The sequence below is a fragment of the Parasphingorhabdus cellanae genome (assembly GCF_017498565.1).
In the GTDB taxonomy this organism is placed as follows: domain Bacteria; phylum Pseudomonadota; class Alphaproteobacteria; order Sphingomonadales; family Sphingomonadaceae; genus Parasphingorhabdus; species Parasphingorhabdus cellanae.
In genome coordinates, this window is sequence record NZ_CP071794.1 from 2,120,374 (window position 1) to 2,146,309 (window position 25,936).

Annotated in this window: 24 protein-coding genes, 1 tRNA gene and 2 pseudogenes; 17 read left to right on the plus strand and 10 right to left on the minus strand. The window is 53.5% G+C overall.

What is annotated here, in order from left to right:
• The first annotated feature begins 38 nt into the window (after positions 1 to 38).
• Complete coding sequence (locus J4G78_RS10055; RefSeq protein WP_207986449.1) at positions 39 to 635, plus strand: recombinase family protein; 597 nt, start codon at positions 39 to 41, stop codon at positions 633 to 635.
• A gap of 63 nt (positions 636 to 698) precedes the next feature.
• Here the strand turns inward: J4G78_RS10055 and J4G78_RS10060 are convergent, their stop codons facing one another.
• Positions 699 to 1,454 carry a PEPxxWA-CTERM sorting domain-containing protein gene (locus J4G78_RS10060; protein WP_243457049.1) on the minus strand — a complete coding sequence of 252 codons (756 nt, stop codon included), beginning with the start codon at positions 1,452 to 1,454 and terminating at the stop codon, positions 699 to 701.
• 203 nt (positions 1,455 to 1,657) lie between these two features.
• Between J4G78_RS10060 and J4G78_RS10065 the strand changes: the two genes are divergently transcribed.
• Entirely contained in the window at positions 1,658 to 2,236 is a 579-nt protein-coding gene (locus J4G78_RS10065) for a hypothetical protein (RefSeq protein ID WP_207986450.1), read from the plus strand.
• A gap of 119 nt (positions 2,237 to 2,355) precedes the next feature.
• Here the strand turns inward: J4G78_RS10065 and J4G78_RS10070 are convergent, their stop codons facing one another.
• Positions 2,356 to 2,799 (minus strand): hypothetical protein, encoded by a 444-nt coding sequence (locus tag J4G78_RS10070; protein WP_207986451.1) that lies wholly within the window; start codon positions 2,797 to 2,799, stop codon positions 2,356 to 2,358.
• A 72-nt stretch (positions 2,800 to 2,871) separates the two neighbouring features.
• On the opposite strand from J4G78_RS10070, the gene J4G78_RS10075 reads away from it, so the two are divergent.
• Positions 2,872 to 3,117 carry a helix-turn-helix transcriptional regulator gene (locus tag J4G78_RS10075; RefSeq protein ID WP_207986452.1) on the plus strand — a complete coding sequence of 82 codons (246 nt, stop codon included), beginning with the start codon at positions 2,872 to 2,874 and terminating at the stop codon, positions 3,115 to 3,117.
• On the opposite strand, the gene J4G78_RS10080 is transcribed toward J4G78_RS10075, so the two are convergent.
• From J4G78_RS10080 to J4G78_RS10085, 3 genes and pseudogenes are all read right to left on the minus strand, one after another.
• Entirely contained in the window at positions 3,114 to 4,301 is a 1,188-nt protein-coding gene (locus J4G78_RS10080) for a hypothetical protein (RefSeq protein WP_207986453.1), read from the minus strand. The genes J4G78_RS10075 and J4G78_RS10080 overlap by 4 nt on opposite strands.
• Positions 4,302 to 4,346: 45 nt before the next feature.
• Positions 4,347 to 4,538: pseudogene (locus tag J4G78_RS18405) on the minus strand (DUF6538 domain-containing protein); the annotation flags it as partial.
• Positions 4,539 to 4,628: 90 nt separating this feature from the next.
• Positions 4,629 to 4,715 (minus strand) — tRNA-Leu (locus J4G78_RS10085).
• A gap of 231 nt (positions 4,716 to 4,946) precedes the next feature.
• On the opposite strand from J4G78_RS10085, the gene J4G78_RS10090 reads away from it, so the two are divergent.
• Positions 4,947 to 5,894 carry a complex I NDUFA9 subunit family protein gene (locus J4G78_RS10090; protein WP_207986454.1) on the plus strand — a complete coding sequence of 316 codons (948 nt, stop codon included), beginning with the start codon at positions 4,947 to 4,949 and terminating at the stop codon, positions 5,892 to 5,894.
• 13 nt (positions 5,895 to 5,907) lie between these two features.
• On the opposite strand, the gene J4G78_RS10095 is transcribed toward J4G78_RS10090, so the two are convergent.
• On the minus strand, positions 5,908 to 6,702 hold the full coding sequence (locus J4G78_RS10095; protein ID WP_207986455.1) for an undecaprenyl-diphosphate phosphatase: 795 nt from the start codon (positions 6,700 to 6,702) through the stop codon (positions 5,908 to 5,910).
• A gap of 300 nt (positions 6,703 to 7,002) precedes the next feature.
• Between J4G78_RS10095 and J4G78_RS10100 the strand changes: the two genes are divergently transcribed.
• From J4G78_RS10100 to J4G78_RS10130, 7 genes are all read left to right on the plus strand, one after another.
• Positions 7,003 to 8,430 carry an NAD(P)-dependent oxidoreductase gene (locus tag J4G78_RS10100; protein WP_207986456.1) on the plus strand — a complete coding sequence of 476 codons (1,428 nt, stop codon included), beginning with the start codon at positions 7,003 to 7,005 and terminating at the stop codon, positions 8,428 to 8,430.
• 45 nt (positions 8,431 to 8,475) lie between these two features.
• Complete coding sequence (locus tag J4G78_RS10105; RefSeq protein ID WP_207986457.1) at positions 8,476 to 9,363, plus strand: DUF2059 domain-containing protein; 888 nt, start codon at positions 8,476 to 8,478, stop codon at positions 9,361 to 9,363.
• Positions 9,364 to 9,411: 48 nt separating this feature from the next.
• A complete protein-coding gene (gene gltB / locus J4G78_RS10110) occupies positions 9,412 to 13,938 on the plus strand; it encodes a glutamate synthase large subunit (RefSeq protein ID WP_207986458.1) in 4,527 nt (1,508 codons plus the stop codon).
• Between the two features lie 10 nt (positions 13,939 to 13,948).
• Positions 13,949 to 14,473, plus strand: a complete 525-nt coding sequence (locus tag J4G78_RS10115) for a GNAT family N-acetyltransferase (RefSeq protein ID WP_207986459.1) — start codon at positions 13,949 to 13,951, stop codon at positions 14,471 to 14,473.
• A 112-nt stretch (positions 14,474 to 14,585) separates the two neighbouring features.
• Positions 14,586 to 14,921: a VOC family protein gene (locus J4G78_RS10120; protein ID WP_207986460.1), complete on the plus strand. Its 336-nt coding sequence runs from the start codon at positions 14,586 to 14,588 to the stop codon at positions 14,919 to 14,921.
• Between the two features lie 141 nt (positions 14,922 to 15,062).
• Positions 15,063 to 15,500, plus strand: coding sequence for a hypothetical protein (locus J4G78_RS10125; protein WP_207986461.1), 438 nt, complete (start codon positions 15,063 to 15,065; stop codon positions 15,498 to 15,500).
• A gap of 169 nt (positions 15,501 to 15,669) precedes the next feature.
• Complete coding sequence (locus J4G78_RS10130) at positions 15,670 to 16,341, plus strand: glutathione S-transferase family protein (RefSeq protein WP_207986462.1); 672 nt, start codon at positions 15,670 to 15,672, stop codon at positions 16,339 to 16,341.
• A gap of 199 nt (positions 16,342 to 16,540) precedes the next feature.
• Here J4G78_RS10130 and ubiG read toward each other — a convergent pair whose 3' ends face one another.
• Positions 16,541 to 17,305, minus strand: coding sequence for a bifunctional 2-polyprenyl-6-hydroxyphenol methylase/3-demethylubiquinol 3-O-methyltransferase UbiG (gene ubiG / locus J4G78_RS10135; protein ID WP_207986463.1), 765 nt, complete (start codon positions 17,303 to 17,305; stop codon positions 16,541 to 16,543).
• Between the two features lie 71 nt (positions 17,306 to 17,376).
• On the opposite strand from ubiG, the gene J4G78_RS10140 reads away from it, so the two are divergent.
• The 6 genes and pseudogenes from J4G78_RS10140 (at position 17,377) to J4G78_RS10165 (ending at position 24,171) form a co-directional block, all read left to right on the plus strand.
• Positions 17,377 to 18,642, plus strand: a complete 1,266-nt coding sequence (locus tag J4G78_RS10140) for an aspartate kinase (protein ID WP_207986464.1) — start codon at positions 17,377 to 17,379, stop codon at positions 18,640 to 18,642.
• Positions 18,643 to 18,758: 116 nt separating this feature from the next.
• A pseudogene (locus tag J4G78_RS10145) lies at positions 18,759 to 19,762 on the plus strand (NAD(P)H-dependent flavin oxidoreductase).
• 73 nt (positions 19,763 to 19,835) lie between these two features.
• Positions 19,836 to 20,378, plus strand: coding sequence for a PH domain-containing protein (locus J4G78_RS10150; RefSeq protein ID WP_243457050.1), 543 nt, complete (start codon positions 19,836 to 19,838; stop codon positions 20,376 to 20,378).
• Positions 20,375 to 21,901 (plus strand): PH domain-containing protein, encoded by a 1,527-nt coding sequence (locus J4G78_RS10155; protein ID WP_207986465.1) that lies wholly within the window; start codon positions 20,375 to 20,377, stop codon positions 21,899 to 21,901. The genes J4G78_RS10150 and J4G78_RS10155 overlap by 4 nt, the downstream gene beginning before the upstream one ends.
• Positions 21,902 to 21,983: 82 nt before the next feature.
• The gene (locus J4G78_RS10160) at positions 21,984 to 23,753 is read left to right on the plus strand and encodes a DUF885 domain-containing protein (RefSeq protein WP_207986466.1); all 1,770 of its coding nucleotides are present in this window, start codon (positions 21,984 to 21,986) and stop codon (positions 23,751 to 23,753) included.
• Between the two features lies 1 nt (position 23,754).
• Positions 23,755 to 24,171: a hypothetical protein gene (locus J4G78_RS10165; protein ID WP_207986467.1), complete on the plus strand. Its 417-nt coding sequence runs from the start codon at positions 23,755 to 23,757 to the stop codon at positions 24,169 to 24,171.
• 21 nt (positions 24,172 to 24,192) lie between these two features.
• On the opposite strand, the gene J4G78_RS10170 is transcribed toward J4G78_RS10165, so the two are convergent.
• Genes J4G78_RS10170 through J4G78_RS10180 form a run of 3 tightly spaced genes read right to left on the minus strand, consistent with a single transcriptional unit; the run spans position 24,193 to position 25,929 of the window.
• Positions 24,193 to 24,846, minus strand: coding sequence for a hypothetical protein (locus J4G78_RS10170; RefSeq protein WP_243457051.1), 654 nt, complete (start codon positions 24,844 to 24,846; stop codon positions 24,193 to 24,195).
• A 50-nt stretch (positions 24,847 to 24,896) separates the two neighbouring features.
• Positions 24,897 to 25,436, minus strand: a complete 540-nt coding sequence (locus J4G78_RS10175) for a demethoxyubiquinone hydroxylase family protein (RefSeq protein WP_243457052.1) — start codon at positions 25,434 to 25,436, stop codon at positions 24,897 to 24,899.
• Positions 25,437 to 25,449: 13 nt separating this feature from the next.
• Positions 25,450 to 25,929, minus strand: coding sequence for a disulfide bond formation protein B (locus J4G78_RS10180; protein ID WP_207986468.1), 480 nt, complete (start codon positions 25,927 to 25,929; stop codon positions 25,450 to 25,452).
• Positions 25,930 to 25,936: the final 7 nt, after the last annotated feature.

Sequence of the window (25,936 nt, forward strand, 5' to 3'; positions counted from 1 at the left end):
AGCTAGCTTAACAGCAACACTAACTTATGAGCTACCTTATGCCACATCAGATCGCCTACTACCGAGTATCCACCAAGGACCAGAGCATTGAAGCACAACGTAGTGCGATGGGTGGGGCCTTCGACCAAGAGTTTAAGGACGAGGGAGTAAGTGGTGGAACCCTAGCTGCTAAGCGTCCCGGCTTTAATGCCTTGCTAGGTGCTGTGCGCAACGGAGATACAGTATATGTATATGCCGTTGATAGACTGGGAAGAGACGCACTAGATGTTCAGGCCACGGTGCGCAGACTCATTGATGCTGGAGTGACTGTAAACGTCCAAGGTATTGGTCCAATCGGTCGCGGTGCAGGAGAGATCGTTTTAGCAGTTCTCGCCCAAGTAGCAGAGATGGAGAAAAGGCGGATTGCAGAGCGCACTGCCGATGGCCGGGAAACGGCTAGAAAGGCCCTCGCAGCGACAGGAAAGACGCACAGGGGAAAAGACAGCCTTGGGCGTCCAAAAGCTCTCAGCGAGGCCTCTGTGTCCAAATGGCGTCAGGATGAAAAGGCTAGTATCCGAGAGACTGCTTTGCACTTCGGTATATCGCCCGCCACCGTGAAGCGATATTGCGCTGCCGTTCCGGCTAAGCTCACTTAGTTGGCGAGATTAATCTCAAAACCCATAACACAGCACGGAGTAGCTAGTATTGCTACCTCCTTTTCAAGACGGTAGGCGAGCGTTGATCGCCCTCTTATCGATACAAACCCTTGAGCGTCTTAGAAACACCCCCATTATCCCAAAACCAAGTATTAGCATTAGCCAACTAGCGGGTTCTGGCACAGCGGTAAGCACCGAGCTTTCCACCGTAGCGTTTAGTCCTACGAACAATTCCGTGTCTGCATTGAGCAGCCCATAGCTAAGGGTTTGCGCACCGAAGGCAGAGAGGGGAGCCAACTGTGAGATAAGGTCATTGTCCCGCGCCATTGCAGTAAAATCAAATGCGGAGAAGCCTAAGCTCTCCGAAATTTGTCCAGTTCCAACCTCAAAAGAATTTGTGTCTATGGGTACAAAGTCGAAATTGAAAAACCTGAATGACTGCGCATCGGTTGTGTCCACGACTACCCTGTCGTCCCAAAGTTGTAACGATGAGTTGAAATTGAACCGAGGGGTAAATTCTGTGGTGTACCCTCCAATGGATGCAAAGACCTTAGTGTTACTTAAGCTGTACACGTTCACCGTAGGGTCGGCGTCAAACAAGTCACTAAGCTCTGCCGTAGAGAAGTCCATTACCGCTTTCAGTTCGTATCTATCGCCTACTGCGATCTGACCGTCAGGAACGCTGGCGACTTCCCCATCTTGGCGCGCAAAAATGTCAGAGACCTTGCCCGTGACGGTCAAGATATGAGTAGCAGAAAACGCGGGGCTTCCAAAAACCAATAACCCCAATACAACGAGCAACCTTGGCAATTGATTCATATTTTCTCTACGAATTGTACAAATATTAAATAACGAATTACATTACTCAACAAATTGGTCAACATATTAAATTGATACCGTCTTGAACAACACATGGCCTGAAAAATTCAGAAGCGCGCGGAATATCTGTCTTGTTTTGTTCTGCTAATCAGTCCTATTCGAGCGGAATATCTTCCAAATCTACAGACACAGGTTTAATTTAGATGATCAAAGATACGCGGATTAAAGCAGCTAACATGGAACTCCAGTCGATATTGAAGGATGCAGCCGATCAATGGTTTGCCAACCAACCCGACAATGCGCGCTTGACTATGTCACCTGACAAAAGAGTTTATCGCGCTCGTCCAAAAGGTTTTTCAAAGGCAATCAGTAACGTGTGTGTTCTATTGGTTGAATCCACGCTCTTCCGCAGAAAAACAAACCAACAGATAGTTGAGCATCTACAGGGCCTCTTCTCAGGTTACCCGGTTTCAATCACCGTGCTAAATAAGCCGTTGTTGCCCTCTCATAAAACAGCCATTCAATCTGCACTCAACGGCAAAGGATGGAAGATTGATTTGGATAGGCAGAATACGCCGTCAAAGTTAAAGAGAGCCCTGAGGGCAATCGCAGCGGGACAAGAGGCGACAGATAAGAGAACTTTTGATGCTACCGTTATCTTCACAACCAGTTCGGTGATAGTAAACGATAGAGAATACAAAATTTCGTCCGAAGGTAGAATAAGAAAGAATGGACGATGGATTGCTGTCGATACACTGGAAAGTTTACTATCATCATCATAACTACGTTATATTTCTTTCTACCTGTAGAAAGTAGAAGAAAGTGTCCAAATGGAACTATCTGGCAATATTCACAGGCCTTCTCCGTCGGCCTTGTTGACAGCTATGCCCACATATTAGTTTTAATGCTCGGGCGTGTTAGAAGCCCTATTGCTGGCAATCTGAAGCGTTTCCCAAGCTATCATTACAGACTCATGGTCAATTGCTGGAATCGATAAAGAACCCTGTCCCGTCCCATAGATTTTAACCATCGAGACAACCGCTTTGGAAACCGAATTTGAGTGTTCCTGATACCTCGGATTGCCTATCGCAAATGTTAAAGCAGCGGCAGCATGGCCCACTGGCCCTAGTGATTGAGTGCTTTGACCGATAACCGCCACGGGAGAGTCGTCCCACGAGTCACGCATCATTGCCTCGACCAACTCTCGTTCAGCTAAAGCCTTGTTACCGGATAGCTGAAAATGACTAGCCAATAGCTCGGTGGCACCGCTCCGTTTTGACGGACGTTTAGATAGAATAATTACGAACGATATTAAAACCAGAACAAGCAGTAATGCAATTTCCATTAGGTCTTTCTCCAGATTTAATGGGTCTTAAATACCGTGGCCTATGAGTGCACATTCAGCAACTAAAAACATGTGCCGCGCCAATCGATCAAAACTGACAAAGATGGAAACCTTAAGAAATTGGGTGACGCAATTCGTGCGGCTCGAAAGGCCCGAGGATTCTCACAGGAGGCGTTTGCAGACGCGGCTGGCATCGACAGGTCACACATGGGTAAAATTGAGCGTGGTGAACGAAATTTGAGCGTTCTCAATATAATTCGCATTGCTTCCGCACTTGACGACCGAGCATCGGATGTTTTCCGCGCGGCTGGTCTTTAATCAGCCACTTCAAAGCGAGGGAATTTTGCAAGCTCTTCAGCTTTGAATGGCAACGATACGCTCCCGTAATCATCATTAACGGTACGACCCGAATGTCCCATAATAGCTAGCCTTGCTCGCTCGTTCATCCCACAACTAGTGCCGATAGTATTAAACAAGTGACGCCATCCATGGTTAGGTTTAACGCCGCTAACTCCAAGCCCTCTAACCCATTCAGCAATCTTTGAGCCCAACCTGTTAGCTTGCCGATTGATCGCATTGTCGGCGCTACGAAGACTAGGGTTAAAAAATAGTGGGCCATCCAGCCTACCATCAACAAAGGATAGAAAGCCCTGCTCTAACAGGTGCGCGTGCAAGGGAACCATTCGAGCCTCGTTAGTCTTAACCCTTCCTGCCTCTGGCGTTATTCGCATACACGGAATTCCCTCATGCGTTTGGATGTCTTCCTTTCGCAATTGGGTCACTTCTCCTACGCGAGCACCGCTATATGCCATAAGCCAAGGGCACCATCTAACGGCATTGCGAAAATCGTCCCTAGGTCGGCCCTTTAACTCTAAGAGCGTTGCAGAGAGGATCGTTCGCCATTCCTCATTGGTAAACTCCTTCTCCCTAAGTTTGGGTTGCTTGGGTAGCTTAACTCTAGTCACTTCGGTCGTCGGGTTCTTAGCTATTAGACCATCCCCTTTTGCCCATGCGAACAAGGCAGAAACAGAACCTAGATAACTACCATTTATTGTCTTGGCTGCGAGGGGCTTGCCTTTGTACCTTACCTTGTCCCGAAGATGGTTTCTCCAAGCGACAACTTGATCATGGTTAACTGCATTGGCATCGTCATGCCTTATAAAGAGGACTAGCGACTTTATATAAGACCTCCACTGAGCCATCGTTTTTGGGTTACGTCCAGCGACGGCAGCATACTGGTCAAAGAGACTTAAAATGGAGAATTTGTTGGCTAACGCTTCCTCTCGTTTGATCTCAGCTAGAAACTCTAACTCCTGCTCCCTCTGTTTTATCCTCGCGGCCTCTCCTCGCACTACTGCCCTCGCAGCATAGTCAAGATCAGTTTCCATGAGGTGATCATGTTCTTGCAGGTCTTGATAAGCCAATTTTTCTAACTCAAGTTGTTCCTCGCTTATCGCATAGTCAGCACTCGGCTTTCGTGGATTCAACTCGGTATCCAGCAAATGGTTGGGTTCCGACGGCTCGATCAATCCAGCCCGTGCATCAGATATGAGTTGATCCGTTTTTATTACGTGACTTGGAATTAGCGATTTAGCCGTAGCTCTGTCTTTGGTCCTCAACGACCAAACCCATTCGTCTTTGCGTTTGCCACTCGACGTCTTGAAAAAGATTCGAATGTCCAAAGGTATCGGCCTACGGAAATAATATACTGAACTGCGCTTTTGGAGGTATGTTGACATCGTTCTTCTCCGTTACATATGTAACAGTCAGCTGTCAAAAACCTTATATTTTCCAATGGTTTCTTGCGATTTCAACCACTTAAAAGTGACTGGTGCCCAGAAGAGGACTCGAACCTCCACATCCTTGCGAATACTAGCACCTGAAGCTAGCGCGTCTACCAATTCCGCCATCTGGGCCAACCGACTTGTCGTCGTGTAGGAGCGGGCGATTAGCGTTACAGGAGCGATATTGTCAATGATTCATCTACAATATCGGTGATCTAATGCTCAGCCGCGCGTGGACGGGAGAAATATGCTATCATCGATCGTAATAAAGTAGATTCGGATATTGCGCGCGAGCGGTCGGTCATGCAAAAGCGCGCGGAATGAATATCGGATGATAGCCTAGAAGAAACGGACATTAGGACTATGGCGCTCGACGGACAATTGGTTTGCATTTTTGGCGGTGGCGGCTTTCTGGGTCGCTATATCTCGCAACAGCTGTTGTCGCGCGGTGCGCGCGTGCGAATAGCGGAACGCAATCCTAAAAACGCGATGCATATCAAGCCGCTTGGCAATCTGGGACAGACGCAATTTGCCAGTGCGGATGTAACCAAGAAAGATAGCGTCGCGCGCGCAGTGCATGGCTGTGATGCCGTTATCAATCTGGTTGGTATATTGGACGGCGACTTTGAAACTGTCCATGTCACCGGAGCACGCAATGTTGCCGAAGCGGCAGCCGAGGCCGGATGCAGCACGCTTGTGCAAATGTCAGCCATCGGCGCAGATACCGGATCACCATCTCGCTATGGACGCAGCAAGGGGGATGCCGAAGAAGTCGTACTCACCGCTTTTCCAAGCGCAATCATCATGCGGCCGTCGATTGTATTCGGCCGCGAAGACCAGTTTATCAATCGTTTTGCGGGTATGATCCGGATGATGCCGATCGTTCCGATTATTGGCGGCAGCACCAATTTCCAGCCCGTCTTTGTCGGCGATGTAGCTCAGGCTGTTGCCACAGCGCTGGAAAATCCGGCGCAATATGCAGGACGGACATTCGAACTGGGCGGTCCCGAAGTCATCTCTATGGGTGACCTTAATCGCCGGATTGCCAAGATGACCAAGCGAGATCGCGGATTTATCGAGATACCTGATTTCGTCGCAGAGCTTATGGCAACTTGTACCGGCTTTTTACCAGGCGCGCCGATAACATCTGATCAATATAAAATGCTGCAAAAAGATAATGTCGTCGCAGAAGGTCAGGCAGGTTTGGAGGCTTTTGGCATCACGGCAACGCCGCTAGCCAGCGTTGCCCGTGGATGGATGGACAAATATACCACCCATGGCCGTTTTGGCGCGCGTGCAAAGGCGGGATAGATCGTTTCGGTAGCTAAAACCAGACTAGTAACGCAGCGCCCATGGCGACACGGTATATCACGAATACCATCATCGATGCCTTGCGCAGGAACTGCATGAGGAAAGTCATCGTGGCGAAGGCGGCCACAAAAGTCAGCACGCCCGTTATTAGCGCCTCCTTAAGCAGATCGCTACTGGCATCCATAAGATCGGGAACAATCAAAATACCGGCACCAGCGACAGCCGGGATCGACAGCAGGAAAGAGAAACGCGCTGACTCCACGCGGCTATAACCAAGGAAACGGGCAGCCGTCATCGTAACACCCGACCGGCTTGTACCGGGTATAAGCGCAAGAGCCTGAGCCAGACCGACAATCAACCCGTCTTTCAATGTCATATCCTCGAACGACTTAACCTGCCGACCTACGCGGTCAGCAATGCCCAATAATATGCCATAGATGATCAAATTAATGCCAACTAAGGTCGTGCTGCGAAACCCTTCCAAATACCCTCCGGTTTTGAGGAACAATCCAACGATGACGGCAGGAATCGTTCCAATGATAATCCACCAGAGCAGGCGCCGTTCTGCGTCTGCCTTACCAATGCCAATGGTTGCAAAGCCGCCCTTTCCCAAAGAAATGACATCCTTGAAAAAATAGGTGATGATCGCGAGCAACGAACCGACATGAACCGCAATATCAATCATCGGTCCCTGATCGGCATAGCCTGTGAAAACGGGAAGCAATATGAGATGGCCGGACGAGGAAATTGGCAAAAATTCGGTAACACCCTGCACAACGGCGAGGAGCAGCATTTGAATAAATGTCATGATGGAACCCGGAACAAGTGAAGGAAACCGACTTATAGAAGCGACATCTCCCTTTGTCGTCGATCAATTTAGGTCCGATATGATACTTTTATTGCTTGCACCTCCATGCCAGAACCCCAGAAACAGCTGAAACACGTTATATAGGTTAGTGATACTGTCCTTAATCGCTGTTTTTGCGTGACTCTGCCCCGAGTTTCGCCTATCACAAGCGCAACGCCCGCTCAGAAGGGCAGGGTCACCCTAATCGAAAAACATAAAAAGCGAGCGATCTGCATGCCAAAAGGCACGAAAAAATTGGATATGTTGAAATTTGTGGGTACCGGGCAAACCTATCCCGACAAGCGCGAACCGAAGCTGCGCGCCGAAGATTTTCAAGAAATTGCCGATCGCTATGCGCCCGAAAAGGCTGCGGAACAGGCGGCACGCTGCTCACAATGCGGCGTGCCTTATTGCTCGACCCACTGTCCGTTACACAATCATATCCCGGATTGGTTGCGGTTGACCGCAGAGGGGCGAGTTCGCGAAGCCTATGAAATGTCGAATCTGACATCGACCATGCCGGAAATCTGTGGGCGCATTTGCCCGCAGGACCGTTTGTGCGAAGGCAATTGCGTGATCGAATTTTCCGGCCATGGCGCCGTGACCATTGGTGCGGTGGAAAAATATATTACCGACACCGCCTGGGAAGAAGGTTGGGTCGAACCGCTGGTACCCGGAAAGTCTCGCGGCCAATCCGTCGGCATTATCGGTGCTGGCCCAGCTGGTTTGACCGCTGGAGAATATCTGCGGGTCGCCGGCTATGACGTCCATATCTATGATCGCCATGACCGCGCTGGCGGATTGCTGACTTACGGTATTCCCGGTTTCAAGCTGGAAAAAGATGTCATCATGCGGCGGGTCCAGCGGCTGAAAGACGGCGGCATCCAATTCCATGAAAATTTTGAAGTCGGCAAGGATGCGACATTGGAAGAGCTACGCACAAAGCATGACGCCATCCTGATTGCGACAGGTGTATATAAAGCGCGTGAAATCAAAATGCCGGGCGTTGGCGCGCCAGGCGTCGAGGAAGCACTCGACTTCCTGACTGCATCTAATCGCAAAAGCTTTGGTGATGACGTGCCGGATTTCGACAATGGCCGGTATAATGCCCAAGGCAAGGACGTCGTTGTGATTGGCGGAGGCGACACCGCAATGGACTGTGTGCGCACATCGGTCCGGCAGGGCGCAAAATCTGTAAAATGTCTTTATCGCCGCGACCGTGCCAATATGCCGGGGTCGCAGAATGAAGTGAAAAATGCCGAAGAAGAGGGCGTGGAATTTGTCTGGCTGTCTGCCCCCAAAGCGGTTGAGGGTACGGATCACGTCACGGCGGTGAAGGCGACCAAAATGCGTCTCGGCGCCCCTGATGCCAGTGGCCGGCGCGCACCAGAGGTTCAGCCAGATAGCGAATTTACGCTAGAGGCCGATCTGGTTATCAAGGCTTTGGGCTTTGACGCCGAAGAGCTGCCCAGCTTGTTTGATTGTCCCGATCTTAGTGTTACGCGCTGGGGTACATTGCGGGTCGATCACAAGTCGATGATGACCAATCTCGACGGTGTTTTTGCCGCCGGTGATATTGTCCGCGGTGCCAGCCTTGTGGTATGGGGCATTCGCGACGGTCGCGACGTGACCGAGCATATGCATAAATATCTGCGCGAAAAAGCGCGGGCGGAAAAACAAGCCGCCTGAACACCATTTTTCGGCCCGGTTAGGCCCCCATTCTCGGAGTTTTAGATGAAAAAATTCTTTGCGGTTACCGTCAGTTCGTTGGCTCTGGCTTTGAGCACACCTGCTACAGCACAAAATACTGACACACCAGATACAGCTGAAACTGAAACAGCACCAATCGACCCAGCCCGCCTCGAAGCCGCGAAAAGCACTGTCGATTATCTCTTCCCGCTTGGCACTTATGAGCGGATGATGAAGGGCACAATGGACCAGATGATGGACCAGATGATGATGAGCATGGGCAATATGCGCATGGGTGATCTCGCTGGGGCCGGCGGCGTTGCCAGAGACGATATGCCCGATGGCATGGGCGACAAAACGCTGGCAGAGATGGCCACCGAAATGGATCCGGCTTATGCAGAGCGGACAAAAATCTCGACCAAGGTGATAATGGACGAGATGGTCGATCTGATGATCACTATGGAACCGGCTGTCCGCGAAGCCCTGACCAATATTTATGCGCGCAAGTTCACGGTTGGCCAGCTCACTGAAATGAATGACTTTTTCGCTACCGATACCGGCAGTGCCTTTGCGCGAGACTACATGATGGTATTCGTCGACCCGGAAATGATGCAATCGATGATGACGATGGTGCCTGAAATGATGCAGGCGATGCCTGACATCATGAAAAAAGTGGAAGCGGCCACGGCCCATTTACCGCCCGTCAAAATGCCTGGTGCCGGTGATCCTTTCGGCTCGGTCGAAGACGCCATGGAAGATGCCGACAGCTCGGCTGATGCAGTGGACTTCGAAGATCCCGAAAACTGGTCGGCGGAAGATCGGGAGCTGGTCGATAAGCTCAGCGCCGAGTCCGACACGGCCTTTGAGGCATATTACGCCGCGCTCGAAAAAGCGCAGAAGAACGCCAAAGCGAAAATAGCAAATAACAAATAGACAGCAGCACGCAAAATCGCTGCTCTTACCTACCGAAATGAAACTGATATGACGCATCACTATCCAACGCCCGAACATAAGCGCCTTGCCGAAACCGGCATGTACCGGCCTGAATTTGAATCCGATGCCTGCGGCGTCGGTCTGGTCGCGGCAACTGACGGCAAGCCATCGCGGCGGGTGGTGTCTTCGGCGATTGATGCGCTGAAAGCGGTGTGGCATCGCGGCGCGGTGGATGCAGACGGAATGACGGGCGATGGCGCTGGCCTGCATGTCGATTTGCCGGCACGCTTCTTTGACGATGCGATTGCCGATAGCGGCCATAAAGTGCTTCCCAACCGGCTCGCCGTCGGCATGATCTTTCTGCCGCGCACGGATTTAAGCGCGCAGGAGACCTGCCGGACGATTGTCGAGGCGGAAATTATCGAAGCGGGCTATAAGATTTACGGCTGGCGGCAAGTCCCGGTCAATGTCTCGGTCATCGGTTTGAAAGCGCAAAATACCCGGCCGGAAATTGAACAGATCATGATTGCCGGACCGCTGCCGGACCGTCAAAGCATCGCCGAATTTGAAAAAAATCTCTATCTCATCCGCCGCCGGATCGAGAAAAAAGTGATAGCAGCGCAGATTCGCGATTTCTATATTTGCAGCTTGTCCTGCCGGTCGATCATCTACAAAGGCCTGTTCCTCGCGGAATCCCTGTCGGTCTTTTATCCCGACCTGACCGACGAGCGTTTCGAAAGCCGTGTCGCAATTTTCCATCAGCGCTATTCCACCAATACCTTCCCGCAATGGTGGCTGGCTCAGCCGTTTCGCACACTAGCGCATAATGGCGAAGTCAACACGATCCGCGGCAATAAAAATTGGATGAAGAGCCACGAGATCAAGATGGCGAGCCTCGCCTTCGGCGATCATTCCGAAGATATTAAACCGGTTATTCCAGCCGGGGCTTCGGATACGGCAGCGCTCGACGCTGTATTTGAGACCATTTGTCGTTCCGGCCGCGACGCGCCAACAGCCAAACTGATGCTGGTTCCAGAGGCCTGGCAGAATGAAGCGGATATCGATCCGGCCCACAAAGCCATGTATGAATATATGGCCAGCGTCATGGAGCCATGGGATGGCCCCGCCGCTCTCGCCATGACCGATGGCCGCTGGGCTGTCGCCGGCGTGGACCGCAATGCGCTGCGCCCCCTGCGGTACAGCAAGACTTCAGATAATCTGCTGATCATTGGGTCGGAAACCGGCATGGTTGTTGTCCCGGAAAGCCAGATTATCGAGAAGGGTCGCCTAGGCCCCGGTGAGATGATCGCGGTGGATCTGCAGGAAGGCACCGTCTTCGCAGACAAGGAAATCAAGGACAAGATTGCGTCCGAAGAACCCTATCCAGAACGGGTTAAAGGCTTCCAGACCATGGACGACCTGCCGCCCGCACCAGCCGATGCGGGGATGAATTTTTCCAAGGAAGAGTTAATCCGTCGCCAGACTGCTGCCGGACATACGCTTGAAGATATGGAAGTCATCCTCGCCCCGATGGTCGAAGACGCCAAGGAAGCGATCGGCTCAATGGGCGATGATACGCCGCTGGCCGTGATCAGCCTGAAACCACGCCAGATCAGTCATTTTTTCCGCCAGAATTTCAGCCAAGTCACCAATCCGCCAATCGACAGTCTGCGCGAACGCCATGTGATGAGCCTGCGCACCCGCTTTTCCAATCTCGCCAATATCCTGGAAAAGGACAGCCAGAATGAGAATGTGCTGGTACTCGACAGTCCCGTGCTCAGCTGCGGGGCGTGGGAGCGGCTGAAGGCGAGTTTTGGCGACGCTGTTGCCGAAATTGATTGCACCATGTCCAACACGGGTGGTGCGATCGAATTGCGCGATGCCATTGCCCGGATTCGCGAAGAAGCCGAGCAAGCCGTGCGGCAGGGCAAGACAGAAGTCTTCCTGACTGACGAAAATATCGATGAAGATCATATGGCGATCAGCATGATCATCGCCACCGCTGCCGTGCACACCCATTTGGTGCGCAAAGGATTGCGGGCTTATGCCTCAGTCAATGTCCGGGCAGCGGAATGCCTCGACACCCATTGTTATGCCGTGCTCATCGGCGTCGGCGCGACCACCGTGAACGCCTATCTGTCGGAAGCGGCGATAGTAGACCGCCATGCCCGCGGGCTGTTCGATGGTCTGTCCCTCGACGAGTGCATTGCCCGCCACAAAAAAGCGGTCGACGAAGGCTTGCTGAAAATCATGTCCAAAATGGGCATTGCCGTCATTTCCAGCTATCGTGGCGGCTATAATTTTGAAGCCGTCGGCCTGTCGCGCGCTTTGTGCAATGACCTGTTCCCGGGCATGCCGACCAAGATTTCCGGCGAAGGCTATGCGTCGCTGTTTATCAACGCGCAGGATAAGCATGAAGCGGCGTTTGAAGCAGCGGTTGTGCGATTGCCCGTTGGCGGCTTTTACAAACAGCGTGATGGCGGCGAAGCCCATGCGTATAGCGCGCATCTGATGCACTTGCTGCAAAGCGCGGTCGCGCATGACAGCTATTCCTCTTACCTGCAATTTTCGCAGGGCGTGCGCGAGCTGGAGCCGGTTTATCTGCGCGACCTGATGGAATTTAACTACGCGCCGGAACCAATTCCGATCGACGAAGTGGAAGCGATTACCGAAATTCGCAAACGTTTCAACACGCCCGGCATGTCGCTTGGCGCGCTCAGCCCGGAAGCGCATGAAACACTGGCCATTGCTATGAACCGCATTGGCGCGAAATCCGTGTCCGGTGAAGGCGGCGAAGAGAAGCGCCGCTATAAGCCCTTTGCCAATGGCGACAATGCGTCGAGCCCGATCAAGCAGGTGGCATCCGGCCGCTTTGGCGTGACGGCAGAATATCTCGGCGCCTGTGAAGAGGTTGAGATCAAGGTCGCTCAGGGTGCCAAGCCTGGTGAAGGTGGACAATTGCCCGGCTTCAAGGTCACGGAATTTATCGCCAAACTGCGCCACTCAACCCCGGGTGTCACGCTCATTTCACCACCGCCACATCATGATATCTATTCGATCGAAGATCTGGCGCAGCTGATTTACGATCTCAAGCAGATCAACCCAAAAGCACGCGTCTGCGTCAAGCTGGTTTCTGCCGCTGGTATTGGGACAATTGCCGCTGGCGTGGCCAAGGCCCATGCCGATGTCATCCTGATCTCCGGCAATACCGGCGGGACCGGCGCATCGCCGCAAACGTCGATCAAATTTGCCGGAACACCATGGGAAATGGGCCTGACCGAAGCCAATCAGGTGCTGACCCTGAATGGTCTGCGTCACCGCGTGAAGCTGCGCACCGATGGCGGTCTGAAAACCGGACGTGACATTGTGATCGCGGCGATTTTGGGCGCGGAAGAATTTGGCCTCGGGACGCTGAGCCTTGTCGCCATGGGTTGTATCATGGTCCGGCAATGCCACAGCAATACCTGCCCCGTTGGTGTCTGTGTGCAGGATGAAAAACTGCGCGAGAAATTTACCGGCACGCCGGAAAAGGTCATTAACCTCATGACCTATATGGCCGAAGAAGTGCGCGAGATACTGGCGCGTCTCGGCTACCGGAAGCTTGAAGAAGTGATCGGGCGCACGGAATTGTTGCGGCAAGTCAGTCGCGGGGCCGAGCATCTCGATGATCTCGACCTCAACCCGATCCTTGCCAAGGTAGACGCGCCGGATACCGAGCGTACGTTCAACCTGCCCACCCATCGCAATGAAGTGCCCGACAGTCTGGACGCCCAGATGATTGCCGACGCACAGCCGGTTTTTGAACGGCGCGAAAAAATGCAGCTGACCTATACGGTGCGTAACACGCATCGGGCCGTCGGCACGCGTTTCTCGGCAGAGGTCACAGCGAAATATGGCATGACCGCGCTGAATGAAGACCATGTCCATGTGCGCCTGCGCGGCAGTGCCGGTCAATCGCTCGGCGCGTTCCTCTGCCAGGGGATCACGCTGGAAGTCTTTGGCGATGCCAACGACTATGTCGGCAAGGGCCTGTCCGGTGGCAAGATTGTCGTGCGCCCAATGGTCAGCTCTCCGCTCGACAGCAAGGCCAATACGATTATCGGCAATACGGTACTTTATGGCGCAACCTCCGGTCAGCTTTTTGCAGCCGGCCAGGCGGGCGAACGGTTCGCGGTCCGCAATAGCGGCGCGGATGTGGTTGTTGAAGGCTGCGGTGCCAATGGCTGCGAATATATGACCGGCGGCAATGCGGTTATCCTTGGCGCGGTCGGCAACAATTTCGGCGCGGGCATGACCGGCGGCATGGCCTTCATCCTCGACCTTGATCGCAATTTTGAGAAGCACGCCAATCCCGAAAGCATTATCTGGCAGCGGCTGGATAGTGATTATTGGGAAGAGCATCTCAAATCCCTGATCGAAGCGCATCATCGAACCACCGACAGCAACTGGTCGGAGACCATCTTGCGCGACTGGGACCGCTGGCGGGAACGTTTCTGGCAGGTTTGTCCGAAAGAAATGGTCGAACGGCTGGATCATCCGCTGTCGGATAGCGAAGCAATTGAGGCCGCGGAGTGAGCCGGTCACAATGACGACGACAGCCAATGTTGTTGTTCAAAGCCTCACCGCCGCTGACGCCGATGCTATTCTGGATATCTACCAGCAGGGTATGGACACCGGCCACGCTACGTTTCAGGAATTTGCGCCAAGCTGGGATGAGTGGAATCAGAGTCATTTGCAAAAACCGCGTCTTGGCGCATTTGTAGATGCAGAGCTGGCCGGTTGGGCCGCTTTAAGTCCGACATCTTCGCGCTGCGTCTACGTAGGTGTTGCCGAAGAAAGTGTTTATGTCGCCTCAAAATTCGCGGGCATGGGAATTGGTTTAATGCTTCTGCAAGCCATCGTCGCTGCCTCTGAAGAAGAAGGTATCTGGACGCTGACCGCAGGGGTTTTTCCAGAAAATGAAGCAAGCATGAAGCTGCACCAAAAGGCCGGCTTCAAAACCCTGGGCCGAAGAGAACGGATCGGGAAAATGACCTTTGGGCCTCTGGCTGACCAATGGCGAGACGTTATATCTTTTGAGCGGCGTAGCGATGATCCCAAATTCGGTTAGCGTAAAATAGCTCGGACCAACATTCTGTATGTTCTTGTTTTGATCTCAACGTAGGCTATACTTAAATGAACAGCGGAACATTGTCTGATTCGCCGTTTGAGGAGCCAAAACCATGCCCAAAATCACGCCCAATTATCTCGAAATGAAAGCGACCGACCTTGGCGCCAGCAAGGCCTTTTATGGAAAAGCCTTTGGCTTTGCCTTTACCGATTATGGCCCGGAATATGCCGCTGTTGAAGGTGGTCCGGTACAGATTGGGCTCGCGACCGGACAAGAACCGCCCGCGCCCATACCGACCTTTGAAAGTGATGATCTGGAGGCAGCGCTGACACAGGTGAAAGCGGCCGGCGGCGCCATCGTCAAAGAGATTTTCGCCTATCCCGGCGGTCGGCGCTTTGAATGTCTCGATCCTGCGGGCAATCGGCTTGCCATTTATCAGGTCGCTTAATTTCGGCTTTCCGTGCTGGATTTACGCCAGTTTACGACCCTTGCTGAATGACTCTGCGCCGGTTCAGCTTTGACTCAGATCAGGGCTGCTAGACGCCAAGTGTCGTTGGCGAACAACGATGACTGTTTAGGAGGCTCAGCTATGCGATCACTTTTCTCTCTCCCTTTATTGGCCGTGTCGCTGAGCCTTTCAGTCCCCGCTGCGGCGCAGGATGAAGGCGTTGAATCCGAGATGATCGAGAAGCTCAACGATCCTGACTTTCAGGATGGCATGGTCACCATGATGTCGGGCTTTATGACGGCGATGATGGACTTGCCTATTGGCCAATTGGCAGCCGCTATGGAAAAAGCTGTCCCTGAAAACTTGGACGATGGCGAGACATTTTCCCACATTGATCCGGACGCAACATTGGGCGATCTGGCGACGCGCGATAATCCGGATTTCGACGCGGACATGGAAGGCAATATGCGCAAAGGCACCGCAATGATGGGCATTATGGCGAGTGAACTGGGCGCAATGCTGCCGCAGCTTAAGGCCATAGGCGAACGAATGAAACGCCGGATGGATGACCTCGAATAAGGTGAATGCCGGGCTTGGTTCGACAACCCAAAATATCCGTTCGTCCTGAGCCTGTCGAAGGATGGCTCAAAGGCGGTTTATGCAAATTTGCTCGCGCTCCGACCCCTAATCGGCATTTCCCGCATCAACCCCCTTCCCCCGCAACCCATTCCAGATTAACAGCAATAATATGTGGCAGTTATTTCAGTTTCCCCTTTGTCCGTTTTCGCGCAAAGTCCGCCTGCTAATGGGCGAAAAGTCGGTCGGCTATGAACTGGTTCGCGAATCACCATGGCTGCAACGGGACGAATTTCTGGATATGAACCCCGCTGGCCGGACTCCTGTCTTGCGACATGCGGAACGCGGTACGATACTCGCCGACAGCAATGCGATTTGTGAATATATCGAAGAGACCGTCGAAAAGACGCCGATGATCAATGGCACCGCAACCAACCGGGCCGAGATTCGCAGGCTGACAGCGTGGTTTGACGAACAATTTTATGGCGATGTCACTGCGCCGATGCTGTACGAACGCATGCAAAAGCGCATTGTCCATCGCGCGCCACCGGATGCCAAGATGCTCCGCGAAGCGATGCGGCGGGCCAATGTCCATCTCGACTATATCGACTATCTGATCGATCACCGCAGCTGGCTCGCCGGAGCAACCATGAGTCTGGCGGATCTGGCCGCTGCGGCCCAAATTTCGGTTGCGGATTATCTCGGCGGGATCGACTGGACCGGCCATGAGCAGACCAAAGCGTGGTATGCGATGTTCAAATCCCGGCCTTCTTTCCGGCCCCTATTGTCTGAACGCATGGAAGTGATTGCGCCGCCAAGTCACTATGAGAAGGTGGATTTTTGACGCGCCGCGCAATGCTCTAGCGTTCCGAAGCGTCAACCCCCGCGCAGGCGGGGGTCCATCTCCTAACCGCAATTCCTAGCGCAGCTGCCAAGTTTGCTGATTCGAAAAGACGATCTTATGGGAGATAGGCGCCCGCCTGCACGGGAGCACGGCATGAGAAGGCAGCACAGCGTAAGAATGCAAAAGGACAGGTTTCAGATTATTGCTGCTTCACCACTGTCATCAGATAGTTGAGCGCGAGATTGTCGGACAAGGAAAAACCGTGAGATGGACTATAGGATAGGCCGGTGGTATCAATCACTTTCAAACCCGCCTCGCCCAAAAGCGCTTCCAGCTCGCCGGGGGTGAAAAACTGGTCGTGATGATGTGTCCCCTTGGGAATACGCCCGGTCATCTCCGCCAGATCAACGAGCATCAGTTTCGACATGGTGGTGCGATTGGGGGTCGATAAGACCATCAACCCGTCATCCGCCAGCGCATGGGCCAATCCTGTCACGAACCCGTCAGGATCATCGACATGCTCAATCACTTCGAGCGATGTCACCAAATCAAAACCGCTTTCTCCAAACGCCTCAATCCCTACGTTCCGATAGTCGATATCCAACCGCTGGGGCTCTGCATGCGCCGCCGCTGCGGCAATATTTTCCGGTGCTGCATCCAGTCCGGTCACTTTCGCGCCCATGCGTGCCAATGGCTCGCAGACCAGTCCGGCCCCACACCCAACATCCAGCGCGCGTTTGCCGGTCAGTGGCCGCAAATGAGCCGCATCGACGCCAAAATGCCGATTGATGGCTTCCCGGATATAGCCCAGCCGCACCGGATTGAGCCGATGAAGCATGGCCGAGGATCCTTTCGGGTCCCACCAATCGGCCGCCAAAGCGCCAAAATGCGCCGCTTCGTCGGGGTTTATCGTGCTTTTGGTTTCGCCTGAAACGGCCATGTTGCTGGTGCTTGCGTTTGTCATAACGCCTCTTTATCACAGCCGACGCGTCGCGTTCAGACCCTTTTTCAACAGAAAGACAGATAAGTAGCATCATGGCACGGATAGTGATGAAATTTGGCGGGACGTCGATGGCGGGCATTGAGCGTATCCGCCGGGTCGCGCAGATCGTCAAGCAACAGGCAGATGCCGGACATGAGGTCGCGGTTGTCGTCTCCGCCATGGCGGGCGATACCGACCGGCTGGTCAATTTCTGCCGCGAAGCCAGCTCGCTTTATGATGCCGCTGAATATGACGTGGTGGTAGCAAGCGGCGAACAGGTGACATCCGGCCTGCTCGCGATCGCGTTGCAATCGCTGGGCGCCAAGGCGCGCAGCTGGCTCGGCTGGCAAATGCCGATCCGCACTATCGAGGCCCACAGCAAGGCTCGGATCGAAGCGATTGATGCCGATGCTCTCACCGCCTCCATGAAAAGCGGCGAAATTGCCATTATTCCAGGCTTTCAAGGCATTAGTCAGGATGGCCGGATTACCACATTGGGCCGCGGCGGTTCCGATACCAGCGCAGTGGCTATCGCCGCAGCCGTCAAAGCCGATCGCTGTGATATCTATACCGATGTCGACGGTGTCTATACCACCGACCCGCGCATCGTGACAAAAGCGCGCAAACTGAAAACCGTGACCTTTGAAGAGATGCTGGAGCTGGCCAGCGTCGGCGCGAAAGTGCTGCAAACACGGTCGGTCGGTCTGGCGATGAAAGAAAATGTACGTATTCAAGTGCTGTCATCCTTTACCGAGGATGGCGCGCCCAGCGCTGATGATCTGCCCGGAACGATGATCGTCAGCGAAAGCGAAATGGAGAAGGAAGATATGGAGCGTCAACTCATCACAGGCATCGCCCATGACAAGAATGAATCCAAAATCACTCTGACCCGCGTGCCCGATAAGCCGGGCGCTGTGGCCAATATCTTCGAGCCGCTGGCCAAGGCCGCGATCAATGTCGATATGATCATTCAGAATGTTGGCCGCGAAAAAGGCGAGACGGACGTGACCTTTACCGCCCCGACCAGCGACCTTGACCGTACCATGCAGGTGCTGGAAAAAGCGCAGGAAAGCATTGGCTATAACCGGCTGATTTCCGACACGAACGTCGCGAAAATATCGGTCGTCGGCGTCGGTATGAAAAGCCACGCCGGTGTGGCCTCCACGATGTTTAAATCGCTGGCCGATCGCGGCGTTAATATTCAGGCAATTACGACGTCGGAAATCAAGGTCAGCGTGCTGATCGAGGAAGACTATACCGAATTGGCGCTCAGGGTGCTTCACACCGCCTATGGCCTGGATGCAGAGGATGCAGCTTAACAATCTCCCTCCCCTTCAGGGGAGGGATTAAGGGAGGGGCTGTCTGGGCAAGTCTCGATAGCCCCCTCTCCCAACCCTCTCCCCTGAAGGGGAGAGGGCATTTAGAAAGAAACCCAATGACCCAATCCAAACTCTCAACCTTAATGCAGCGCGGCACCGACCTGCTGGGCAGCGAAACCGCCATCATGTGCGGCGCGATGAGCTGGGTATCGGAGCGCAATCTGGTGAGCGCCATTTCCAATGCAGGCGGCTTTGGCGTGATCGCTTGCGGTGCAATGACCCCGAATTGCTTGATACGGAAATTGCTGAAACCAAGAAGCTGACAAGCAAACCCTTTGGCGTCAACCTGATCACCATGCATCCCGATCTGATGAAACTGATCGCAATATGCGGTAATCACGGCGTCAGCCATGTGGTGCTCGCCGGCGGTTTGCCGCCCAAAGGCAGCCTTGAGGCAATCAAGGAAATCGGCGCAAAAGTGATCTGCTTTGCGCCGGCCATGGCGCTGGCCAAGAAGTTTATCCGCTCCGGCGTGGATGCCATCGTTATCGAAGGCATGGAAGCAGGCGGCCATATCGGACCGGTCTCGACTTCCGTGCTCGCACAAGAAATCCTGCCTGAAATAGCCGATCAGCTGCCGGTCTTTGTTGCCGGGGGCATCGCCCGCGGCGAAGCCATTGCCAGCTATCTTGAAATGGGTGCAAGCGGCGTCCAGCTCGGCACGCGCTTTGTCTGTGCGCACGAATCGATCGCGCATGAAAACTTCAAGAAAGCCTTCATGCGCGGCAATGCCCGTGACGCGATTACCAGTGTTCAGGTCGATCCGCGGCTGCCGGTCATTCCGGTGCGCGCGTTGAAGAATAAAGGCACCGAAGAATTTACCCGCAAGCAGATAGAGGTCGCCAAGCTGCTGGATGCTGGCGAGATCGAAATGGGCGAAGCACAATTGCAGATCGAGCATTTCTGGGCCGGCGCGCTGCGCAAGGCGGTGATTGATGGTGATGTCGAAAATGGCTCGGTCATGGCCGGACAGTCGGTCGGCATGGTCAAGGCCGAGGAAAGCGTTGCGGATATTATCAAGACGCTGACTGATGAGGCAGAAGCGGCACTGGCGCGTTAGAGATTACAAAGCCGGGCGGTACGCAAACTCTATCTGTCTTGCCTAAATAACACAGCTTGGGCATAGTGAAACGATGAACGATATTACCATCGACCCGCTTACAGAAATGGAGCAAGACAACGCGCGGGCCTACAATCAAGGCCTGACCCCGCTCCATCCGCCGCAGAAATCACTTATCCGTCTGAATACCGGAATCTTTGCCGCTATTTTGATCATTGCGTCGGTCGCTGTCGAATTTGGGATCCGCAATGAGCTTCCATTGGTTGCTGGATCGATCATCGGGCCTGTCGCTGCCTTCGCGCTTTTCCTTTTCGTCATGCTGCCAAACCGCATCTATCGCCGTTGGGGCTATGATATTGGCCCAGATGGACAAGGTAAGCAACTGCGCGTATTGCGCGGGTTTATGTGGCGGATCGACACGATCGTGCCGTTTAATCGCATCCAGCATATCGATGTTGCGCAAGGTCCGTTTCAGCGCATGTTCGGATTATCGACCCTGATCGTCCACACCGCTGGGACGCATAACAGCATCGTTACTCTACCAGGCCTCAGCACCCCGGATGCCGAAGCGATGCGCGACACGATCAAGGGTCATATCCGTCAAGACATGATATGAATGAAACCCCCGTGATTTCAGCAGAACCAGAAGTGCCAGAAACAGATGATGGCGAGTCATTCCGCCGACTGCACCCGCTCAGCATCATCCTGAAGTCCGTTGCGGCGATCGGCCAGAATCTGATCGCGATGGGCGTGCTCTATTTCAGCGTTTTCGACCGGAATCTAGCCTATACCGGTTTAGCAGCCATAGCCCTTTTGGCTTTCATTATCGGCATCACGGCATTGATTTGGTCGCGTTTCTCCTATCATATTGGGCCCAAGGAAATTCGCATCAAAAGCGGTTTGCTCAGCCGCAACAATCGCTCCATCCCGTTTGACCGGATTCAGGATGTCAGTCTGGAGCAAAAACTGGTCAGCCGGGTCTTGGGCCTCGCCACGGTAAAACTGGAAACCGGGGCATCGGCGGGCGAAGATGGCAAGCTCGATGCGCTGGCATTGGCGGATGCAGAAGCGCTACGGGACACGGTGCGCGACTATAAATCGGGCGTCTCCGCAATGGCGACAGATATAACCGGCGAAACGGCATCGACCGAAGATGCGGACGAACGGCCACCGCTTTTTGCCATGGACAACCGGCGCATATTCATTGCCGGCCTGTTCAATTTCTCCTTCATCCTGCTCGCCATTCTCGGTGCTATCGCCCAAAATCTTGACTTCCTGTTGCCCGATGACTTTTTCAACCCGTGGTATTGGGCGGAACAACTGTCGGAGCAAGATATGGTCAACGGCCTTAGCTTTTCGGCGCAAATTGCCGGAGCGGTCGGGGCGCTGGTTTCACTTATTGCAGTGGGCATGGGCAGCGGCATCATCCGCACCTTCATCCGTGAATATGGTTTTCGGCTCGACCGCGTCGATAGAGGTCAGCCTGGATTCCGTCGGCGGCGAGGGCTCTTTACATTGACCGACATGGTCATGCCAATCCATCGGGTGCAGGCTGCGATATTGAAAACCGGCCCAATTCGCCAACGCTTTGGTTGGTATCATCTCAAATTCCAATCCCTCGCCAGCGATGGCAGCGGGGAGAGTGACCATAGCGCCGCGCCGTGCGCGCAGATGGAAGAAGTCGATCCCATATTAAACGAAACGGGTATCACCAACGTCCCGCGCGATCTTGAATTCCATAGAGTCGACCCTGCGCTTTGGTGGCGTGATGCTATCATCATCACCATCGTGCTCGGCGCCGTTGCTGTTGGTAACGGCACCTTTGTTCATACCGGTTTTTATGCACTGATATTGCTCGCGATTCCGATTATTTCAGTGATGATATTGAACTGGCGGCATCATCAATATGCCCTGACGGCCAATCAATTATTCGTGCGGGCGGGCTGGTGGCGGCGTAAGCTTACAATAGTGCCGATCCGAAAAATACAAACGGTTGATGTCGGCCAGTCGCCGCTGGATCATCCCCTGGATCTGGCAACCATCACTGTGGGAATCGCAGGCGGATCATCCATGGCTCCGCTCAAGATTAATGATATTCCGATAACCACGGCCATGGCGCTGCGCAAAAAGCTAATTTGACCAAGATCAGCAATCATCGCGCTTGACAGAAGCCGTCGATTAATCAGGATAGCTGCAACAGATATTTTTGCAGGAGGGTATTATGCGCCGGGGACATTTCGCGATATTGGTTTCACTATCGACGCTGGCGATCAGCGCGCCGCTTCATGCTCAGAACAGCGAGTCTCAAAAGTCATCAGAACTGCATCAGATTATTGATGATTTTTGGGCCTATAATCTCGAGCAATATCCCGAATTTGCCTCATCGTTAGGCATTGATGATCCGGATGGCCAAGTTAGCGATTACAGTCTTGAGGCCGAGGATAAGCGAGTCGAAAAAGCCAAGATGTGGCTGACCCAGCTCGACAAAATCGAACAGAACAGCCTCTCAGAAGATGATAAAACCAACTACGGCATTCTCCGCCGCAGCCTTGCGGAACAGGTTGAGGCCAGTAGCTATGGCCAGCGCACGATCAACTTCACCAACCGCAGCGGTTGGCACCAAAGTTTTGCGAGCATGCAAAATAACCTGCCGTTCCGCAACGCCGAGGATTATCAAACTTACATCAATCGGCTGAAAAAATACGGGATGGTTCACCGGCAATCGATTGCCGTTGCCAATCAGGCGCTAGAAGGCGGCTATGTCCAGCCTTGCGTTTCGATGGTCGGCTATGAGACCAGCATTTCCGGACTGATCAAGGAAGACCCAAAGGAATCACGCTTCTTCGAACCGTTTAAACGCACTAAGCCGGAAGGCATGGATCAGACGGCTTTCGATAATCTCGCCGCCACCGCCGCGGAAGCGATTAGTACGAACATCAATCCAGCGCTGAAAGAGCATCTTGATTGGTATACCGGGCAATATGCGCCCAATTGCGCTAAAGAGCCGGGCGTCTCGGCGCAGCCGGGCGGCGACAAATATTATGATTTTCGCATTCGTCAGATGACGACCACCGAAAAGTCAGCAGACGAGATTCACAATATCGGCTTGTCTGAAGTCGCCCGCATCCGCGCTGAGATGGTTGAGGTCGCGAAAAAAGCCGGATTTGAAACCCGTGAAGCGTTCATTGAGGATCTCCGCACCAACCCGAAATATTATGCCAAGACGCCCGAAGAGCTGATGGAAAAAGTCGCGCGGGTGACCAAGCTGATTGATGGTAAAATGCCCTCAATCATCGGCAAGCTGGCGCGATTGCCTTATGGGATCAAGGAAATCCCGGCGGAAACGGCAGAAGGCACGACCACCGCTTATTATAATCCGGGATCGCCCGATGTCGGCATTGCCGGCTTCTACTATGTCAACACGTCCAAGCTGGACCAGCGGCCCTTCTGGGAAATCCCTGCTCTGAGCGTCCATGAAGCGGTGCCCGGCCACCATATGCAGATCGCCTTGCAGCAGGAACTCGACATGCCCGATTTCCGCAAGCACGGCGCGTTTTTCACTGCCTTTGTCGAAGGCTGGGGCCTCTATTCAGAACGGCTTGGCATTGAAATGGGCCTCTATGACACGCCAGCCAAAGATATGGGCCGACTATCCTATGAAATGTGGCGCGCCACCCGGCTGGTGGTCGACACCGGTATCCACAGCAAAGGTTGGAGCAAGCAGCGCGCGATTGATTTCATGACTGACAATACCGCCCTCAGCCCCGCCAATATCGAGGCTGAGGTGAACCGCTATATCAGCTGGCCCGGTCAAGCGCTGGCCTATAAAATGGGCGAGCTGAAGATCCGTGAACTACGCACCAAGGCGACGGAAGAGCTGGGCGCAAAATTTGATCTGCGCGAATTTCACGACGTGGTGCTGGGCCAGGGCGCGGTGCCACTAGACATTTTGGAAGCGCAAGTGAACCGCTGGATTAAAGGGAAGAAATAAGATGCACAAGTTTGGATTATGGATCGCTTTTGCTTCGCTCTTCATCAGCAACCCCGCTTTGGCGCAGGCCACGCCGGACAGCTTGGCCGATTCCGCTTTCACTGCTCTCAAAAATAATGGCTCAGCTGGATTTCTTGACGATATGGTGTCAAATGCTCCGCTTCTCGAAACAAAAATGGTAGAGAAAACAACTATTATAAACGCAATGGATCAACTGCTTTCCTATTATGGAAAAGTAGAAAGCTGGGAGATGATCCACGAAAAGAACGTATCCTCGAGATTTATTGAACGTGCATATCTGATATTTCTGGAAAAATACGCTATTCAAGTCACAATGCAGTTTTACCGGACGGGCGATGGTTGGACGACTACCAAGTTTTACTTTGACGACCAGATTCAGAAATTTCTGCCAGAGTAGCTATTCGTATATTATCGCCGGTCACTCATCATCCGCAGGAACCGGCGGCGGCGTTTCATCTGCTCCCGGTGGCACTGCCAGATCATTGCCAGCACGAGTCTCAGCATTTGAAGCCTCCAGCGCTTCGGCATCCTGGGCTTCCAGCCGCGCCCGTGCCTCAGCAGCACCGGCTTCGCGGGCTTCGCGCTGCGCTTCAATTTCGCGGAGGCGTTCTTCGACCGCTTCGGCTTCACCATCAATCCGGGCGAGGCGTTTCTGACGCTCTTCCTCGATTAACCGGCCCCAGTTGACCGTGTCATCCTGCCCTTTTTCGGCATAAGCCTGTTTGAGCAATTTTTGCGTGCAACCTGTAAAGCCGCCAGCACCCGAGGGGGAGCAGCTTTGCGTGCCGTCTTTGCCAACATATTCATAGGCTCTGACACGCTCTGACCATGCTTCGTTTTTGGCATCATTGGGATTGTCACGCAACGTCTCGGGAATCCGATAGCGTTCCGATTCCGCCTTGCGCGCGCAGACGACAATCTCTCCGCCAGTACTTTGTGGACAAGGATCATCGCCATAGATGACGAGCTGATTGACCCGGTCGCCGGCTTCATCCTGAGCCATTGCGGGGGCCGCAAGCATACCGCTTGCAAGTATCAGTGGGGCGAAAAAAAGAGCAGCTTTTATCATCATAATCCTTTGCCAGCGACTGAATGAACCCGCGCTGAAGGCCAATAATGCAGTCAGATACGTTTTGAAAGCCCTATTGCCACTTTGCACCCCAGCCGGATGGCCGCACTCAATACAGGATAGCCCGGCGTATCTTCCGCGCCTGATTCAATCGCGGTTTGCTTATGCTCCAGTTCCTCCTCGCGAAACTCCGCAATCTTACTGAGCAGCTCCGGATCATTTTCCGATTCCAGCTGCTCCAGCTGTTCCTTATAATGCAGGTCAATTTCGGTCTCCACGGCGGCGGTACAGGCCATTGCAGCGCGCGGCCCCATGATCGCGGTTCCGGCTCCAAGCGCGTAACCAGCGGCTTTCCAGAAAGGTTGCAACACCGTCGGTCGAACATTGCGTTCGACAATCATCCGGTCGAAAGTATCCAGATGCCGCTGTTCCTGTTCCGCCATGTGATGGATTGCGCTGCTATCAGGGGCATCATCACCCATAACGGCGAGCTGGCCCTTGTAGATTTGCGCTGCGCCATATTCACCGGCCTGATTGACACGGATCATTGATGCGATATCTGCTTTCGTTTTTCCCAGTGCTTCTTCAGCCATCTTGCGCGTCCTTTCAGGCGTGATCTTTTCGGCCCTTTGCCAACAGTACCAAGATGAGGATTGCGCCGCCCACAGACAAGAGAAAATTATAGCCAGCCAGCGAAATACCGAAGAGCGACCAAGGCGCTACATCACAACGCACCAATGGCGCGTTCATGATCGAATCGAGCATATCACCACCAGCAGGCACGTTGGTCGCGCAGGACGTAATCCCTTCCCACCAGCCATATTCAACCCCGGCGTGAAAGCCACCGATCAGCCCGCTGATCAATATTGCCAGTGCCGCATCCGCGACAATAAACTTCGATAATTTACGGCCGCGCACAGCTATCGCACCCAGCGCGAAGATGATCGCGGCCAGATGCGGCCACCGCTGCCACATGCACATTTCACACGGATAGAGACCAAAAACATATTCGCTGATCAATGCCCCGCCGAGCAAGGCAGAGGGTATGATCAGGGACAGCCACAGGGCTGCACGGGAAAGGGCCATAACCGGC

Excerpts from the sequence above, each read along its gene's own strand:
- J4G78_RS10105 (WP_207986457.1), top strand. The coding sequence starts at position 8,476 with ATGAAAAAATTCTTTGCGGTTACCGTCAGTTCGTTGGCTCTGGCTTTG.
- J4G78_RS10090 (WP_207986454.1), top strand. The coding sequence starts at position 4,947 with ATGGCGCTCGACGGACAATTGGTTTGCATTTTTGGCGGTGGCGGCTTT.
- J4G78_RS10060 (WP_243457049.1), bottom strand. The coding sequence starts at position 1,454 with ATGAATCAATTGCCAAGGTTGCTCGTTGTATTGGGGTTATTGGTTTTT.
- ubiG (WP_207986463.1), bottom strand. The coding sequence starts at position 17,305 with ATGACAAACGCAAGCACCAGCAACATGGCCGTTTCAGGCGAAACCAAA.
- J4G78_RS10115 (WP_207986459.1), top strand. The coding sequence starts at position 13,949 with ATGACGACGACAGCCAATGTTGTTGTTCAAAGCCTCACCGCCGCTGAC.
- J4G78_RS10130 (WP_207986462.1), top strand. The coding sequence starts at position 15,670 with ATGTGGCAGTTATTTCAGTTTCCCCTTTGTCCGTTTTCGCGCAAAGTC.
- J4G78_RS10180 (WP_207986468.1), bottom strand. The coding sequence starts at position 25,929 with ATGGCCCTTTCCCGTGCAGCCCTGTGGCTGTCCCTGATCATACCCTCT.
- J4G78_RS10140 (WP_207986464.1), top strand. The coding sequence starts at position 17,377 with ATGGCACGGATAGTGATGAAATTTGGCGGGACGTCGATGGCGGGCATT.
- J4G78_RS10170 (WP_243457051.1), bottom strand. The coding sequence starts at position 24,846 with ATGATGATAAAAGCTGCTCTTTTTTTCGCCCCACTGATACTTGCAAGC.
- J4G78_RS10065 (WP_207986450.1), top strand. The coding sequence starts at position 1,658 with ATGATCAAAGATACGCGGATTAAAGCAGCTAACATGGAACTCCAGTCG.
- J4G78_RS10165 (WP_207986467.1), top strand. The coding sequence starts at position 23,755 with ATGCACAAGTTTGGATTATGGATCGCTTTTGCTTCGCTCTTCATCAGC.
- J4G78_RS10150 (WP_243457050.1), top strand. The coding sequence starts at position 19,836 with ATGAACGATATTACCATCGACCCGCTTACAGAAATGGAGCAAGACAAC.
- gltB (WP_207986458.1), top strand. The coding sequence starts at position 9,412 with ATGACGCATCACTATCCAACGCCCGAACATAAGCGCCTTGCCGAAACC.
- J4G78_RS10070 (WP_207986451.1), bottom strand. The coding sequence starts at position 2,799 with ATGGAAATTGCATTACTGCTTGTTCTGGTTTTAATATCGTTCGTAATT.
- J4G78_RS10055 (WP_207986449.1), top strand. The coding sequence starts at position 39 with ATGCCACATCAGATCGCCTACTACCGAGTATCCACCAAGGACCAGAGC.
- J4G78_RS10100 (WP_207986456.1), top strand. The coding sequence starts at position 7,003 with ATGTTGAAATTTGTGGGTACCGGGCAAACCTATCCCGACAAGCGCGAA.
- J4G78_RS10125 (WP_207986461.1), top strand. The coding sequence starts at position 15,063 with ATGCGATCACTTTTCTCTCTCCCTTTATTGGCCGTGTCGCTGAGCCTT.
- J4G78_RS10095 (WP_207986455.1), bottom strand. The coding sequence starts at position 6,702 with ATGACATTTATTCAAATGCTGCTCCTCGCCGTTGTGCAGGGTGTTACC.
- J4G78_RS10175 (WP_243457052.1), bottom strand. The coding sequence starts at position 25,436 with ATGGCTGAAGAAGCACTGGGAAAAACGAAAGCAGATATCGCATCAATG.
- J4G78_RS10155 (WP_207986465.1), top strand. The coding sequence starts at position 20,375 with ATGAATGAAACCCCCGTGATTTCAGCAGAACCAGAAGTGCCAGAAACA.
- J4G78_RS10120 (WP_207986460.1), top strand. The coding sequence starts at position 14,586 with ATGCCCAAAATCACGCCCAATTATCTCGAAATGAAAGCGACCGACCTT.
- J4G78_RS10160 (WP_207986466.1), top strand. The coding sequence starts at position 21,984 with ATGCGCCGGGGACATTTCGCGATATTGGTTTCACTATCGACGCTGGCG.